Source organism: Intrasporangium calvum (assembly GCF_028446585.1).
Taxonomy (GTDB): domain Bacteria; phylum Actinomycetota; class Actinomycetes; order Actinomycetales; family Dermatophilaceae; genus Intrasporangium; species Intrasporangium calvum_A.
The window spans coordinates 52,462-66,828 of record NZ_JAPFQL010000020.1 but is presented as its reverse complement, the minus strand read 5'-3'; the positions used below and the strand labels follow the sequence as shown (position 1 = coordinate 66,828).

At 73.8% G+C, this 14,367-nt stretch carries 14 protein-coding genes and 2 riboswitches; of the genes, 7 read left to right on the top strand and 7 right to left on the bottom strand.

Annotation, left to right across the window (positions count from 1 at the left end):
- Positions 1–15 precede the first annotated feature (15 nt).
- The 6 genes from OO014_RS06520 to cbiE all read right to left on the bottom strand — a co-directional run bounded on the left by OO014_RS06520 (position 16) and on the right by cbiE (position 4,816).
- Positions 16–855 (bottom strand): energy-coupling factor ABC transporter ATP-binding protein, encoded by an 840-nt coding sequence (locus tag OO014_RS06520; RefSeq protein ID WP_272461479.1) that lies wholly within the window; start codon positions 853–855, stop codon positions 16–18.
- Between the two features lies 1 nt (position 856).
- Positions 857–1,612 (bottom strand): cobalt ECF transporter T component CbiQ, encoded by a 756-nt coding sequence (gene cbiQ / locus OO014_RS06515; RefSeq protein ID WP_272461478.1) that lies wholly within the window; start codon positions 1,610–1,612, stop codon positions 857–859.
- The gene (locus tag OO014_RS06510) at positions 1,609–1,950 is read right to left on the bottom strand and encodes an energy-coupling factor ABC transporter substrate-binding protein (protein ID WP_272461477.1); all 342 of its coding nucleotides are present in this window, start codon (positions 1,948–1,950) and stop codon (positions 1,609–1,611) included. Before OO014_RS06510 ends, cbiQ begins: the two co-directional genes overlap by 4 nt.
- A complete protein-coding gene (locus OO014_RS06505) occupies positions 1,947–2,630 on the bottom strand; it encodes an energy-coupling factor ABC transporter permease (RefSeq protein WP_272461476.1) in 684 nt (227 codons plus the stop codon). The genes OO014_RS06510 and OO014_RS06505 overlap by 4 nt, the downstream gene beginning before the upstream one ends.
- Positions 2,631–2,677: 47 nt before the next feature.
- Positions 2,678–2,748, bottom strand: a riboswitch (cobalamin riboswitch).
- Between the two features lie 53 nt (positions 2,749–2,801).
- Positions 2,802–3,551, bottom strand: coding sequence for a precorrin-4 C(11)-methyltransferase (gene cobM, locus OO014_RS06500; protein WP_272461475.1), 750 nt, complete (start codon positions 3,549–3,551; stop codon positions 2,802–2,804).
- On the bottom strand, positions 3,548–4,816 hold the full coding sequence (gene cbiE, locus OO014_RS06495) for a precorrin-6y C5,15-methyltransferase (decarboxylating) subunit CbiE (protein ID WP_272461474.1): 1,269 nt from the start codon (positions 4,814–4,816) through the stop codon (positions 3,548–3,550). Before cbiE ends, cobM begins: the two co-directional genes overlap by 4 nt.
- 40 nt (positions 4,817–4,856) lie before the next feature.
- A riboswitch (cobalamin riboswitch) is annotated at positions 4,857–4,998 on the top strand.
- Positions 4,999–5,049: 51 nt separating this feature from the next.
- Between cbiE and OO014_RS06490 the strand changes: the two genes are divergently transcribed.
- The 5 genes from OO014_RS06490 to cobA are packed head-to-tail and all read left to right on the top strand — an operon-like array spanning position 5,050 to position 11,296.
- Positions 5,050–7,239 carry a putative cobaltochelatase gene (locus OO014_RS06490; RefSeq protein ID WP_272461473.1) on the top strand — a complete coding sequence of 730 codons (2,190 nt, stop codon included), beginning with the start codon at positions 5,050–5,052 and terminating at the stop codon, positions 7,237–7,239.
- Positions 7,236–7,850 (top strand): cob(I)yrinic acid a,c-diamide adenosyltransferase, encoded by a 615-nt coding sequence (gene cobO / locus OO014_RS06485; RefSeq protein ID WP_334685033.1) that lies wholly within the window; start codon positions 7,236–7,238, stop codon positions 7,848–7,850. Before OO014_RS06490 ends, cobO begins: the two co-directional genes overlap by 4 nt.
- Positions 7,847–9,265 carry a cobyrinate a,c-diamide synthase gene (locus OO014_RS06480; RefSeq protein ID WP_272461471.1) on the top strand — a complete coding sequence of 473 codons (1,419 nt, stop codon included), beginning with the start codon at positions 7,847–7,849 and terminating at the stop codon, positions 9,263–9,265. The genes cobO and OO014_RS06480 overlap by 4 nt, the downstream gene beginning before the upstream one ends.
- A complete protein-coding gene (gene cobC / locus OO014_RS06475) occupies positions 9,262–10,317 on the top strand; it encodes an Rv2231c family pyridoxal phosphate-dependent protein CobC (protein WP_272461470.1) in 1,056 nt (351 codons plus the stop codon). Before OO014_RS06480 ends, cobC begins: the two co-directional genes overlap by 4 nt.
- Complete coding sequence (gene cobA / locus OO014_RS06470; protein WP_272461469.1) at positions 10,307–11,296, top strand: uroporphyrinogen-III C-methyltransferase; 990 nt, start codon at positions 10,307–10,309, stop codon at positions 11,294–11,296. Before cobC ends, cobA begins: the two co-directional genes overlap by 11 nt.
- A gap of 17 nt (positions 11,297–11,313) precedes the next feature.
- Here the strand turns inward: cobA and OO014_RS06465 are convergent, their stop codons facing one another.
- The gene (locus tag OO014_RS06465) at positions 11,314–12,051 is read right to left on the bottom strand and encodes a cobalt-precorrin-6A reductase (RefSeq protein ID WP_272461468.1); all 738 of its coding nucleotides are present in this window, start codon (positions 12,049–12,051) and stop codon (positions 11,314–11,316) included.
- Positions 12,052–12,102: 51 nt separating this feature from the next.
- Here OO014_RS06465 and OO014_RS06460 point away from each other — a divergent pair, with 51 nt between their 5' ends.
- Both OO014_RS06460 and cobF read left to right on the top strand, forming a co-directional pair.
- The gene (locus OO014_RS06460; RefSeq protein WP_272461467.1) at positions 12,103–13,593 is read left to right on the top strand and encodes a cobyric acid synthase; all 1,491 of its coding nucleotides are present in this window, start codon (positions 12,103–12,105) and stop codon (positions 13,591–13,593) included.
- A complete protein-coding gene (gene cobF / locus OO014_RS06455; protein ID WP_272461466.1) occupies positions 13,590–14,366 on the top strand; it encodes a precorrin-6A synthase (deacetylating) in 777 nt (258 codons plus the stop codon). Before OO014_RS06460 ends, cobF begins: the two co-directional genes overlap by 4 nt.
- Position 14,367: the final 1 nt, after the last annotated feature.

Here is a 14,367-nt window from a genome sequence, read left to right as displayed (position 1 = left end):
CGTCGGCGCTCCACCTCAAACCGCGGGGACGCTCGGGGCGCGGTCGGTGAGAAGGGCGACAAGGGACTCGAGGTCGCGCGGCGGTTCTCCGGTGCCGCGCGTCCCGAGACGGGACGCCAGCTCGAGGACCCAGGGGCTGCGCAGCCGGGCGCGGGCCAGCAGCTCCGTGTCGCCGAGCAGAGCGTGCGGCTGTCCCTGGTGCACCCGGCCATCATCGACGACGGCGACCTGGGTGGCCCAGGCCAGGGCGAAGTCCACGTCGTGCGTGGACAGCACCACGGTGGTCCCCCACTCCTCGAGGCGCTGGAGGGCCGTCAGCATCTCGTCGACCCCGGTGGCGTCGAGACCGGCGGTCGGCTCGTCCAGCAGCAGGAGACAGGGCCGCATCGCGACGGCTCCCGCGATGGCGACCCGTTTGCGCTGGCCGAAGGACAGCTGGTGGGTCGGACGCTGGGCCATCTCCTGCAGGCCGAGGACGTCCAGAGCCTCGTCGACCCGGGAGCGGACCTCGTCCTCGGCCAGGCGCAGGTTGAGCGGGCCGAAGGAGACATCGCGTGTGACATCGGCGGCGAAGAGCTGATCGTCGGGGTCCTGCAGGACGAGCTGCACCCGCTGACGGTGCGCGATGAGGCCGGCGCGGTTGTGCCGCAGGAGATCCGGTCCAACGTGCACCTCCCCGGCATCCGGCCGCAGCGCCCCGGAGAGCACACGGAGCAAGGTGGTCTTGCCCGATCCGTTGGCGCCGAGGAGCGCGGTCCGGGACCCGGCGTCGACCTTGATGGACACGTCCCGGAGCACGGCCCGGCCGCCGTAGGAGACGGAGACGGCGCGAGCGGTGAGGCTGAGGTGGCCCATGTCACCACCCCCCTGCGACGAGAGAGGTGACGGCGATGACGCCGACCGTCGCGAGGCTCGTTGCCACGAACGGCACGGACGTCCGGCGAGTCGGATCCAGGGAGGGCAGGCTTCCGGAGTACCCGCGGCCGGCCAGTCCCTCCTCGAGGCGCCGGGCCCGGTCCCACGACCGGAGGAGCAGACCGGCGCCGAGTGCCGCAGAGCTGCGGAGGGTCGTGCGGCGGTCCCGGTAGCCGAGGCGGGCCGCCTGCGCCTCGCCCATCTGGAACAGCGTGGCAAAGAGGACGAGCACGAGCCGGTAGACCAGGGCCGCGACGTCGATGCAGGCCTCTGGCACGCGGAGTCGACGGAGGGCTCCGAGCAGGTCCACCATCGGCGTCGTCGCCGCGATGACGAGGACGCCGAGCGTGCCGGCCGTGCCCCGGCCCAGGAGGCTCAGGGCCGTGCGTCGCGTCTCGTCCGTCACCGCCAGAGCCGGCCCCGCCTCCCACTGGAGGCTCACGAGCACCGAGAGTGCGCCGACCACGATGAAGGCGAGCGGTGCGGCGACCACGCGGGCGAGGACGCCGGGCGCCACCCTCGCCGGGCCGAGCAGGACGACAAGTGCCGTGGCCGCGGCGAGGACCGAGCCGGGCCACGCCGGCAGGGAGACGGTGACGGCGAGGAGTCCGCCGGAGAGGAGCAGCTTCTCCCCCACCGCACGGTGTCGCCACGGCGAGGCCCAGGCCGCGTCGTCGAGCGGGAAGCCCGTGGTCATGCCTGCTCTGCCGTCTCGACCGGCTCGCCGGCCACCTGGACGGGTCTGCGGCGTCGCTCGTGCAGCCGGCCCACGAGATAGCCGAGCGCGATCCCGCCGAGGCCGGCCTGGAGCGCGAAGAGCCCGGACTCGACCTGGCTGGACTCCGGCCTGAAGAGCGGCTCGAACCACGCCGCATAGGAGGGGTTGGTCGACTCGACGAGCTCCATGGCCTGCGAGTCGGAGCCCGCGAAGGAGTCCGGCCCCCCGCCGCCGCGCTCCGTGCCGAGGACCAGGGCGACGCCGAAGACGGCGACGATGGCCAGGATGAGCAGGCCGTTGACGGCGCGGCGGCTCATCGGACCGCCTCCGGCGCAGGGGCAGCGGTCGGCAGGACGCCGAGCCGTTCGAGCTCCGGCCTGGCGATGTCGCCGAGGACACGCAGCACGAGGATGGCCAGCAGACCCTCCACGACTGCGAGCGGGACCTGCGTCACCGCGAAGACACCGAGGAACTTGACCAGCGATCCACCGAAGCCCGTGGCCGGGTCCGGGAAGGCGAGGGCGAGCTGGGTCGAGGTGACGGCGTAGGTCGCGAGGTCCGCCAGGGCCACCGCCACGAAGATGGCTGCCGTCCGGTTGAGCCGGCGGAGGCTGCACCAGGCCGCGTAGGCGGCCCACGGTCCGACGATGCCCATCGAGAAGACGTTCGCGCCCAGCGTGGTCAGGCCGCCGTGGGCCAGCAGCAGCGCCTGGAAGAGGAGCACCACGGTCGAGAGGAACGCCATGACGGGCGGGCGGAAGAGGATGGCACCGAGCCCTACGCCGGTCGGGTGGCTCGAGGACCCGGTGATCGAGGGCAGCTTGATCGCCGAGAGCAGGAAGGTGAAAGCTCCGGCGGCTCCGAGCAGCAGTGTCGTCTCGGGGCGTTCGCGCCGCTCCCTGGCGACGGCTCGACCGCCGTGGATGACGAAGGGGGCGGCGGCGAGGGTCCAGGCCGCCGCATGCAGCGGTGGCAGGAAGCCTTCAGCGATGTGCACAGTTCTCTCCTGGATGACGCGTCCACTGGAACAGCCATGCCAGGCTCGTATCTGACTCCCGGTCACGCGAAGCGACCGGTCACAGTGGCGCGACCGTCCCGGACTCTCACCGGATTCCGTGCGCTGGCACAGGTGGGTCCGGCGAGTATGGCACGTCGCCGGGCGACCCCGTCACCCCCGTGGAGGCCGCACTCTCGTCCCGTAGAGGTGCGACTCCGCGAACTCCTCTGCAGCCAGGGCCCAACCCACGATGATGACGGCGGCCTGCCGCAGCTGCGCAGCCTCCACCTGGGCTCCGATGTCGGTCAGGGTCCCCCGGAGGATCTGCTGGTCCGGCTGCTCGGCGTTGGCGACGACGACGACGGGACAGTCCGCGCCGTAGTCGTCGACGAGGGACGCCGCCAGCTCACGCGTGCGCCGGATCGCCAGGTGCAGCACGAGTGTGGCGCGGGATCGGGCGAAGTGCGCCAGCGACTCGGTCTCCGGCATCTTCGTCGAGTCCCGTTGGGCGCGCGTGAGCACGACCGTCTGGGCGACCTCGGGCACCGTCAGCTCCCGGCCGACCAGAGCGGCCGCGGCGGCATACGCGGGGACGCCGGGTGTGACATCCCAGGGCACGCCGGCCCGGTCGAGACGGCGGGTCTGCTCCGCCACGGCCGAGTAGAGGGACGGGTCCCCAGAGCAGAGACGGGCCACGTCCTCGCCACGCTCGTGGGCCGCGACGCAGTGGGCGATGATGTCGTCGAGGTGGAGGTTGGCCGTGTCGACGAGTGTCGCGCCGTCCGGACAGTGCCCGAGCACCTCGTCGCCGATGTAGGTCCCCGCATAGAGACACACCGGGGACTCCGACAGGAGCCGCACGGCGCGCAGTGTCAGCAGGTCGGCGGCGCCCGGCCCCGCACCGATGAAGTGGACGGTCACGAGCCGTCGACCTCCGAGCCGACCTCCGAGCCGACCTCCGAGCCGACCTCCGGTTCCGGGTGCGGCCGCGGCTTGGTCGCGGCCCACTGGGTGACGGTCCGCGACGGCTTCCAGCCGGTGAACGAGCCGATCGGCTCGAGGTCCTCGACGGAGATGCGGCTCACCGTGCCGCCATGGAGGCGGTGCGCGGCGAGCAGCGTCATCTCGGTCTCGACCGTCACCGCGTGGACCACCATCCGGCCGCCGGGCCGGAGCACCGACCAGGCGGACCGGATCACGGCGCCGCTCGCGCCGCCGCCGATGAAGACGGCATCGGGCGCGGGCAGGACCCCGGTGGCGTCCGCGGAGCTGCCCACGACGACCTCGAGGCCCGGCGCCCCGAGCCGGTCCGCGTTGGCGCGGATGCGGGCAGCTCGCTCCGGGTCGCGCTCGACGGCATGCACGCGGTTGCGCGGATGCTGCCTGGCGAACTCGATGCCGATCGAACCCGCCCCCGCCCCGAGGTCCCACATCACGTCGCCGGGCTGTGGGGCGAGGTGGGCGAGCGCGGCGGCGCGCAGGATCCGCTTGGTCAGCTGTCCGTCGTGGTCGAAGGCCGCGTCGTCGAGTCCCGGCGCGGTCGAGCGCGACACCGATCCCGGGTCGGGGAGGCACTCGATGCACATGAGGTGGAGGCGCGGCGCGGCGCCCTCGTCCCAGTCGTCCGCGATGCCCTCGATGCGGGACTGCTTGGGGGTGCCCAGGTCCCCGAGCACCGTGACGCGGCTGGCTCCGTAGCCCTCCTCGGTGAGCACCTCGCACACCCGTGCCGGGGCGTCGTCGCCCGACGTGAGCGTGATGAGTCTGGCCCGCGGGGACAGGTGCCGACGGAGGCTGTCATAACGACGACCGACGAGAGTCACCACGTCGGAGTCCTCTGCGCTCCAACGCATCTCCGCGCGGGCCAGGGCCACCGAGGACACCGCCGGACGAATGGTGACTGCGTCCGGGCCGAGGAGCTCGACGAGCGTGGCCCCCACACCGGAGAGGAGCGGGTCGCCACTCGCGAGCACCGCGACCCGCCGGCCGGCGACCATGGCCAGCGCAGCAGCCAGGTTCGCCTTCAGTGGGGAGGGCCAGGGAATGAGCTCGCGTCCCGGACGCTCCTCCAGCATCGCCAGGTGACGGGGTCCCCCGAGCACGACCTCGGCGTCGTCGAGCACCGCCCGCGACTCGGGTGGCAGCGACACCACACCCTCAGCAGCAACTCCGACGACCTCGATCACGGCGCTGACCCTAGCGCCGAAAGGCGGGCCGGCTACACCCGAGTCCCCGAGTTCTGCCAGACTGCGTCCCGGCGCGAGGAGAGGAATCCGGTGCAAGTCCGGAGCGGTCCCGCCACTGTGAACCATCCCGACGACCGAGTCGGGTGGAAGCCAGGACATCTCCCCGCGCTGGCCGTGCCCGCCGGGCCCGGTCCGGTCAACCACGCGGGCGAGGCACCCGCAGGAGGCTCGTCGTGCAGGTTTACCCCTTCTCCGCCATCGTCGGCTCCGACGACCTGGCCCTCGCGCTCGTCCTGACGGCGGTCTCTCCCGGGGTGGGCGGCGTCCTCGTCCGCGGTGAGAAGGGGACGGCCAAGTCCACCGCGGTCCGAGGCCTGGCCGGCGTGCTCCCCGACCAGTCGGTGGTCGCAGGATGCCGCTTCGGGTGCGACCCGGCCGCCAGCGACCCTGCCTGTCCCGACGGACCCCATGACGCTGCCGCAGAGCCGGCCACGAGACCGGCTCGCCTCGTCGAGCTCCCCGTCGGGGCGACCGAGGACCGCGTCGTCGGGTCCCTCGACCTCAAGCAGGCCCTCGGACGCGGCGTCGCGGCCTTCGAGCCGGGCCTGCTCGCCGCGGCGAACCGCGGCATCCTCTACGTCGACGAGGTCAACCTCCTGCACGACCACCTCGTCGACGTCCTCCTCGACGCGGCCGCCATGGGGCGGTGCACCGTCGAACGCGACGGCGTCTCCGTCTCGCACCAGGCGCGCATCGTCCTCGTCGGCACGATGAACCCCGAGGAGGGCGAGCTGCGGCCCCAGCTGCTGGACCGCTTCGGGCTCGCCGTCGAGGTGTCCGCCCCCCGCGAACCGGCCGCCCGCGCCGAGGTGGTGCGGCGCCGGCTGGCCCATGACGCCGACCCCGAGTCCTTCGTCGCTCGCTTCGCGGCGGACGAGGAAGCCCTGCGGCGTCGCATAGCGGAGGCACGCTCACGCATCGCCCAGGTCGAGCTGCCCGACGCGATGCTCACCCTCATCGCCGAGGTCTGCGCCGCCTTCGAGGTCGACGGCCTGCGCGCCGACATCGTCACGGCGCGAGCTGCCATCGCCCACGCCGCCTGGACCGGACGCACCACGGTCGGCCGGGCCGACGTCCGCGCGGCGGCCAGGCTCGCGCTGCCGCACCGTCGGCGCCGCAACCCGTTCGACGCCCCGGGCCTCGACGAGGACCTCCTCGACCGCATCCTCGGCGACGACCCACCGGACGACCCACCGGACGGCCCCTCCGACGGCCCGGACGACGGCCCCTCCGACGGCCCGGACGACTCAGGGCCCGGCAGGGGTGACGAGACCTCCGGTCGGGACGACGCCACACCGGACGGCTCGGAGCCCGAGGGTGCCGCCCACGGCACCCGGCAGGAACCGTCCTCGGCCGCCGAGGACGCGGCACCCTCCGCGGACCCGCCGCCCACCGAGGGCGCGGCGCCCGCGGAGGACCCGGTCGACGGCCCGCCCGGTCAGCCAGCCGGCGCCTCCCGCACCGCCACGGCCGCCGCGGGGCGTCCGTATCGCGCCCGGGTGCTCACGGCCAAGGGGGTCGGGCGGGGAGACTCCGGTCGGCGCAGCCGTGCCATCACCTCGACGGGACACGCCATCGGCGCCACCGCCGACCACCCGGGCGACATCACGAGCCGGGGCCTCCACCTGCCGGCCACGATCCGCGCAGCGGCCCGTCACCAGCAGCGCCGCGGCCGCACCGACGGCCCGCTCGTGCTCGATGCGGCCGACCTGCGCCGCCCGGTCCGCCAGGGCCGCGAGTCCAACCTCGTCCTCCTCTGCGTGGATGCGAGCGGCTCGATGGCCGCCCGCCGCCGCATGGAAGCGGTCAAGACGGCCGTGCTCTCGCTCCTGCTCGACGCCTATCAGCGGCGCGACAAGGTCGGCCTCGTCACGTTCCGCGGCACCGGGGCCGAGCTCGTCCTGCCACCGACGTCGTCCGTGGACGTCGCCGCTCGACGCCTCGAGGCCCTGGCCCACGGTGGCCGGACGCCGCTCGCCGAAGGCCTGCTCGCGGCCCACGACACCTTGCGCATCGAGCGGATCCGCGACCCGAGGCGCCGGCCGCTCCTCGTCGTCGTCACGGACGGACGCGCCACGGCCGGTCCGGACGCCGTTCGCCGAGCCGGCGCCGTCGCCGCCCGCCTGCGCGACGAGCAGGTCGCCTCCGTCGTCGTCGACTGCGAGACGGGCCGCTTCCGCCTCGGCCTGGCCGCCACGCTCGCGACCAGTCTCGGCGCCGAGCACCTGCCCGTGGAGGAGGTCGCCGCCACCACGATCGCCGACGTCGTCCGCGACCGCGCGTCCCGGCGCACCATCGCCACCCTCCCCCTCGCCCACCCCGCCGGCCCCGAGCCGACCCGCACGAGAGGACTGGTCGCCTGATGCAGGGCCAGCCGACGCATGTTCCCGAGGACGGCCTGACGACCCGCCAGCGCCGCAACCGCCCCCTCGTCATGGTCCACACCGGCGAGGGCAAGGGGAAGTCGACCGCCGCCTTCGGCCTCGCCCTGCGCGGCTGGAACCAGGGCTGGTCGGTCGGGGTCTTCCAGTTCGTCAAGAGTGCGAAGTGGCGGATCGGCGAGCAGACCGCCGTCGAGACGCTGGGCGAGCTGCACCGCGAGACCGGCAAGGGCGGTCCGATGGAGTGGCACAAGATGGGGTCCGGCTGGTCGTGGGCCCGCAAGGAGGGCACCGAGGACGACCACGCGGCCGCAGCGGCCGAGGGCTGGGCCGAGGTGAAGCGACGGATCCAGGCGGAGACCCACCGCCTCTACGTCCTCGACGAGTTCACCTACCCGATGACGTGGGGCTGGGTCGACGTCGACGACGTCGTCCGCACGCTCGCCGAGCGCCCGGGCCAGCAGCACGTCGTCATCACCGGCCGCCGCTGTCCGGAGCCGGTGCTCGAGCTGGCCGACCTGGTGACCCACATGACGAAGGTCAAGCACCCCTTCGACGCCGGCCAGAAGGGCCAGCGCGGGATCGAGTGGTGAGCAGCACGCCGGGCCCCCACCCCCTCCCCCGGTTCGTCGTCGCCGCCCCCGCCTCGGGGCACGGCAAGACGACGGTCGCGACGGGCATCATGGCCGCCCTCCGCCGGGAGGGTCTGGACGTGACGGGCTTCAAGGTCGGCCCCGACTACATCGACCCCGGCTTCCATGCCCTTGCCACCGGCCGCCCGGGCAGGAACCTCGACCCGTTCCTCTGTGGGGAGGACCTGGTCGAGCCGCTCCTGCTCCACGGTGCCCGCGCCAACGGCCCGACGGACGTCGCCGTCATCGAGGGGGTGATGGGTCTCTTCGACGGTCGGATCGGCGCCGACGGCTTCGCGTCCACGGCACACGTCGCCACGCTGACACGCAGCCCGGTCGTCCTGGTGCTCGACATCAGCCACACGTCGAGGACCGCGGGCGCGATCGTGCACGGCCTGACGACCTTCGACCCGGGCACCCGCATCGCCGGCGTGGTCCTCAACAAGGCCGCGTCGGAGCGGCACGTCCGGGAGGTTCGCTCAGCGGTCGAGGCGACGGGCGTCCCCGTGCTCGGCGTCATCCCCCGGGACGCGGGGGTCGAGGCGCCGTCCCGCCACCTCGGCCTCGTCCCCGCCGAGGAGCTCGACGGCTCAGCCGCCCTCGTCGACCACCTGGCGCAGCGGGTCGCCGAGCACGTCGACCTCGCGGCCCTCCTGCGCATCGCGCACACGGCCGCACCCCTCACCGGCAGTCCGTGGGATCCGGCCGCCGCCATCGGTGCCGCGCCGGTCGGTGGCCACCGTCCCGTCGTCGCCGTCGCGGGCGGACGCGCGTTCACCTTCCGCTACGCCGAGACCGAGGAGCTGCTGTATGCCGCTGGGCTCGCTCCCGTGCCCTTCGACCCGTTGCGCTCCGCCTCCCTTCCCGACGGCACCGCCGGGCTCTACCTCGGCGGCGGGTTCCCAGAGGTGCACGCGGCGGACCTGACCGGCAACAGCGCCCTGCGACACTCGATCCGTGAGGCAGTCACGGCCGGCCTGCCGACCGTCGCCGAGTGCGCCGGCCTGCTCTACCTGTGCGCGTCGGTGGACGGCCACCCGATGGTCGGTGCAGTCCCGGGCCGCGCGGCCATGGGTCCTCGCCTCACGCTCGGCTACCGGACGGCCGTTGCCCCCAGCTTGTCGGTCCTCGGCCCTGAGGGCACCCGGGTGACGGGTCACGAGTTCCACCGGACCACGGTCGAGTGGACGGCAGGCGCCGAGCCCGCGTGGCTCCTCGACGGCAGCCCGGACGGCATCACGCTCGACCCGGCCGGCACGGGCGCACCGACCCTGCATGCCTCCTACCTGCACGCGCACTGGGCCGGGCACCCAGCCCTGGCGCGCCGGTTCGCCGACGCGGTCCACGCGTTCGCCGCGAGGACGGCGGCCCGATGACCTCGCCGCCCGAGCCCGACCTGCTCCACCACGGTGACCGGGACGTCCGACCCGGCCTCGTGGACCTGGCGGTCAACGTCCGCCGCAGCGGGCCGCCCCCGTGGCTGGCCGCGGTCATCGCCGAGACCATCGGCGGGTTGGGCGCCTACCCGGACCCGAGCACCGCCCGTGAGGCGATCGCGGCCCGGCACGCTGTCGACCCGTCCTGCGTCCTGCCGACCGCCGGTGGCGCCGAGGCGTTCACGCTGCTCGCCCGGGCCCTTGAGCCGCGTCCGTGCCTGGTGGTGCACCCCCAGTTCACCGAGCCCGAGGTGGCCCTGCGCGCCGCCCGGCACTCCGTGCAGCGTCACCTGCTCCAGCCCGAGGACGGCTTCCGCCTCGACCCGGCCACGGTCGCCTCCGGCCCGGACCTCGTGGTCGTGGGCAACCCGACCAACCCGACGGGTCGCCTGCACCCTGCTGCAGACCTGCTCGCCCTGCGCCGGGACGGACGGGTCCTCGTCGTCGACGAGGCCTTCATGGACGCGGTCCCCGGGGAGACGGAGTCCCTGCTCCGCGAGCGTGACCTTCATGGTGTGCTGGTGCTGAGGTCCTTGACCAAGACGTGGGGACTGGCGGGGCTGCGAGCCGGCTACGTCGTCGGCGATCCCGAGCTCGTCGCCCGTCTCGCGGCCGTCCAGCCGCCGTGGTCCGTCTCGGCTCCCGCCCTGGCGGCGATGGCTGCGTGCAGCTCCCCTGAGGCGGTCGGGTCGGCGGCGGACGAGGCCGGCACCATCACCACGCACCGAGCCGTGCTGGTCGAGCTGCTCACGCAGGCCGGATTCCCGCCGGTCCCGGGATCGGCTGCGCCCTTCGTCCTGGTGGACACCGCGTCCCTCGGTCCGCAGTCGGTCCGCGAGCAGCTCGCGGAGCGCGGGTTCGCCGTGCGCCGTGGCGAGACCTTCCCCGGCCTCGGCCCGACGTGGATCCGCCTCGCCGTCCGGCCCCCCGACGTCAGCACTGCCCTGGCCGAAGCCCTGACCGACCTCCGAAGGAGTCACCGTGTCCCTTGACCTCTCCCTCACCGGCCGGTCGGTCCTGCTGACGGGGATCGCCCACGACGCCGGCGCCACGATCCACGCCCTGCTGCGCGACGGCGCCCACGTCACGGTCACCGCCCCCGCGGACCCCGCCGACCTGCCGACCTCGGTCCGGGACCTCGCCGAGCGCGGACTCATCGAGCTGCGTGCGGAGCCCGAGCCCACGGCATACGACGTCGTCATCCGCGCCGCGCGGGCGACCGTGCCCGCAGAGGGGAGCGGCGCCGGAGAGGTCATTCTCGTCGGCGGCGGGCCGAGCGACGCCGGGCTGATCACCATCCAGGGCCTCGAGGCCCTCCAGCGGGCCGACGTCGTCGTCCACGACCGGCTCGCGCCGCTCGCCGCCCTCGCGCACGCACCCGAGGGGGCCGAGATCATCGACGTCGGCAAGATCCCCCGGGGCGAGTTCACCCCGCAGGAGCGAATCAACGCGATCCTCGTCGAGCAGGCCCAGCGGGGGCGAACCGTGGTGCGGCTCAAGGGCGGCGACAACTTCGTCTTCGGCCGTGGAGGTGAGGAGGCGCAGGCCTGCCGGACGGCCGGCATCCCCGTCACGGTCGTGCCCGGCATCACGTCGAGCGTCGCCGCGCCGGCCCTCGCCGGCATCCCCGTGACGCACCGCGACCTCGTCCAGGGCTTCAGCGTCGTCAGCGGGCACGTCCCGCCCGGCGACCCGCGCAGCACCCTCGACTGGGGCGCCCTCGCTCGGAGCGGCACGACCCTCGTCATCCTCATGGGCGTCGCGACGCTGCCGGCGGTCGCGACCGAGCTGATCGCCCAGGGGCTCGCCGCCGACACCCCCGCCGCCGTCGTGGCGGACGCCGGCATGGCGAGCATGCGCACGGTGCGCGCACCCCTCGACGCCATCGCCGAGACGGCCGCGCGGGAGGGCATCGGCGCCCCGGCCGTCGTGGTGATCGGAGCCGTCGCCGCCCTCGACGTCCTCGCGTGACGGCGCAGCCGAGGCGCTCAGCCGAGCGAGCGCACCCACTCGAGCGCTGCGTCGGGCTCCCCCACGACGGGCACCCCCACCGGCAGTGCCGGCCGGCGCACCACGACGACCGGAACGCCGAGCTCGGCGGCAGCGTCGAGCTTGGCCTCCGTGAGCGCGCCGCCGGAGTCCTTCGTCAGCAGCACGTCGATCCGGCGGTCGGTCAGCAGAGCCAGCTCAGCGGCATACGTGTAGGGGCCCCGCGCCCGGAGGACCTCCCACGACGGCGGAACGGGCCACTCGGGAGGGTCGACGACCCGGGCGAGGACGTAGCGGTCGCTCCACCCCGCGAAGGCCTCGAGCTGCTGGCGCCCCGTCGTGAGGAAGGGCCGCTGCCCCAGCTGCTCCGCGACCGGACGCGCCGACTCGACGTCGTCGACCCAGTGGAACCGCCCAGCGAGCCAGTGCCGCTCCCAGCCGGGGCGTTGCAGACGCAGCAGCGGCAGCCCGACCGACGCGCAGGCGGCGGCCGCGTTGGCCGAGATCCGGGCAGCGAACGGGTGGGTCGCGTCCACGACGGCGGCCACGCCCTCGTCCTGCAGGTGCGCCACGAGCCCGTCCACCCCACCGAAGCCGCCGGTGCGCACCCTGCCCACGGGCAGCGCCGGGCGGCTCACCCGACCGGCAAGGCTCGACACGACGTCGTGGTCCTCGCTGACGAGCAGCGCCGCGAGTGCGCGGGCCTCGCCCGTGCCGCCGAGAAGGAGGATCCGCATGGCGGGCAGTCAATCAGGTAGGCGGCCATGACCGCGTCCATGACCACATCCATGACCACATCGGGGGTCCTCGTCGCGGGCACGTCCTCCGACGCAGGCAAGTCCGTCGTCGTCGCGGGCCTGTGCCGAGCGCTGGTCCGCCGCGGGATCCGGGTGGCGCCGTTCAAGGCCCAGAACATGTCGAACAACTCGATGGTCTGCGCGGACGGCGGGGAGATCGGCCGGGCGCAGTACCTCCAGGCCCAGGCCGCGCGGGTCGAGCCGACGACCGCGATGAACCCCGTGCTGCTCAAGCCCGGCACGGATCGCCGCTCCTTCATCGTCGTCCGTGGGCAGCCGGCGGGGACCCTCGAAGCCGGCCAGTATGCCGCTGGGCGGGCTCACCTGCGTGACGCTGCCTTCGCCGCCTACCGGGAGCTCGCAGGCGACTACGAGCTCGTCGTGTGCGAGGGGGCCGGCTCGCCGGCCGAGATCAACCTGCGCACCGGCGACTACGTCAACCTCGGGCTGGCCCGAGAGTTCGGCCTGCCCGTCGTCGTCGTCGGCGACATCGACCGCGGTGGCATCCTCGCGTCGCTCTACGGGACGTGGGCGCTGCTCGACGACGAGGATCGCGCGCTGCTCAAGTCCTTCGTCATCAACAAGTTCCGTGGCGACGTGTCCGTCCTCGAACCGGGACTGGAGGAGATCACCCGCCGCACGGGAGTCCCCTTCCACGGTGTCATCCCATGGCTGCTCGACGTGTGGCTCGACAGCGAGGACACGCTTCAAGTCGGCCACTGGCGGGCGTCGACGGCGCTCTCGGCCACGGCCCGCGACCGGCTGCGGGTCGCTGTCGTGCGCCTGCCGCGGATCTCCAACGCGACCGACGTCGACGCGCTCGCCGCCGAGCCCGGGGTGGACGTCCTGGTGACCGTCGACCCGGCCGTCTGCGATGCCGCTGACGTGCTCGTCCTGCCCGGGTCCCGTTCCACGGCGGACGACCTCGCGTGGCTGCGCGAGGTGGGGCTGGCCGACGTCGTCACGCGCCGGGCTGCTGCCGGGCGCCCCGTCCTCGGCATCTGCGGCGGCTACCAGATGCTCGCCGAGGAGATCGAGGACGACGTCGAGGGGCAGGTCGGGGTCGTGCCCGGACTGGGGCTGCTCCCGACGCGGGTCGAGTTCGGTGCCGCGAAGGTCCTGGCCCGGCCGTGCGGCACGTGGCGGGGTCACGCAGTTGAAGGCGCCTACGAGATCCACCACGGCATCGCCCACCCCAGCGCTGGCCCGGCCGCACCTGCGGCGGAGCGCTTCCTCGACGGCTGGAGGGCAGGCCAGGTGTGGGGGACGATGTGGCACGGCGCCTTCGAGAGCGACGACTTCCGCCGCGCCTGGCTCGGTGAGGTGGCCCGTGCTGCCGGGTCGCTCTGGCAGCCGGAGCCCGGGGCACCGAGCTTCATCGACCGGCGCGAACGCATGCTCGAGACGCTGGCCGACGCCCTCGAGGAGCACGTCGACATCGACGCGATCCTCGCCCTGACCCGGGTCGGAGGCCCTTCGTGATCAAGCAGATCCGCATCATCGGCATCGGGATGGGCGATCCCCGACACCTCACCGGCGAGGCCGTCGAGGCGCTGCGCACCGTCGACGTCTTCCTCGTCGCCGACAAGGGCAAGCGGTCCGCCGACCTCGTCGCCGCCCGGCAGGCGATCTGTGCGGCCGCCATTCCCACCGAACGGTCCTACCGGTTCGTCGAGGTCACCGACCCGCAACGGGGGCCGGACGCGGAACGGAGCCCAGCGGCATACGGCCAAGGCGTGCGCGACTGGCACGCAGCGCGCGTGGACGCCTACGCCGACGTCATCGCCGGCCTCGCGCCGCACGAGGAGACCGTCGGCTTCCTCGTGTGGGGCGACCCGGCGTTCTACGACTCGACGATCCGCATCGTCGACGCCCTGCGTGACCGGATCGACGTCGATCACGACGTCGTCCCCGGGATCAGCGCGCCGCAGCTGCTCGCGGCCCGCCATCGCGTGCCGCTCAACCGGATCGGCGCCTCCATCCATGTGACCACCGGCCGGCGGCTCGTCGAGGAGTACGACCCGTCACTCGGCGACGTCGTCGTCATGCTCGACGGCCACCTCGCCTGCCGCGGGCTCGCCGATCGGTATCCAGAGGTGGAGCTGCTCTGGGGCGCCTACCTGGGGTCACCGGACGAGCTGCTCGTGCGGGGGCCGCTCGCGACGGTCATCGACGAGGTTGCTCGCGTGCGTGCGGCAGCGCGCGAGCAACACGGGTGGGTGATGGACACCTACCTGCTGCGCCAGCCCGGCTGAG

Bases quoted from the DNA above. Each gene is read 5' to 3' on its own strand.
- OO014_RS06520 (WP_272461479.1), bottom strand. From the start codon at position 855: ATGGGCCACCTCAGCCTCACCGCTCGCGCCGTCTCCGTCTCCTACGGC.
- OO014_RS06460 (WP_272461467.1), top strand. From the start codon at position 12,103: ATGACCACATCGGGGGTCCTCGTCGCGGGCACGTCCTCCGACGCAGGC.
- OO014_RS06465 (WP_272461468.1), bottom strand. From the start codon at position 12,051: ATGCGGATCCTCCTTCTCGGCGGCACGGGCGAGGCCCGCGCACTCGCG.
- cbiQ (WP_272461478.1), bottom strand. From the start codon at position 1,612: ATGACCACGGGCTTCCCGCTCGACGACGCGGCCTGGGCCTCGCCGTGG.
- cobC (WP_272461470.1), top strand. From the start codon at position 9,262: ATGACCTCGCCGCCCGAGCCCGACCTGCTCCACCACGGTGACCGGGAC.
- OO014_RS06510 (WP_272461477.1), bottom strand. From the start codon at position 1,950: ATGAGCCGCCGCGCCGTCAACGGCCTGCTCATCCTGGCCATCGTCGCC.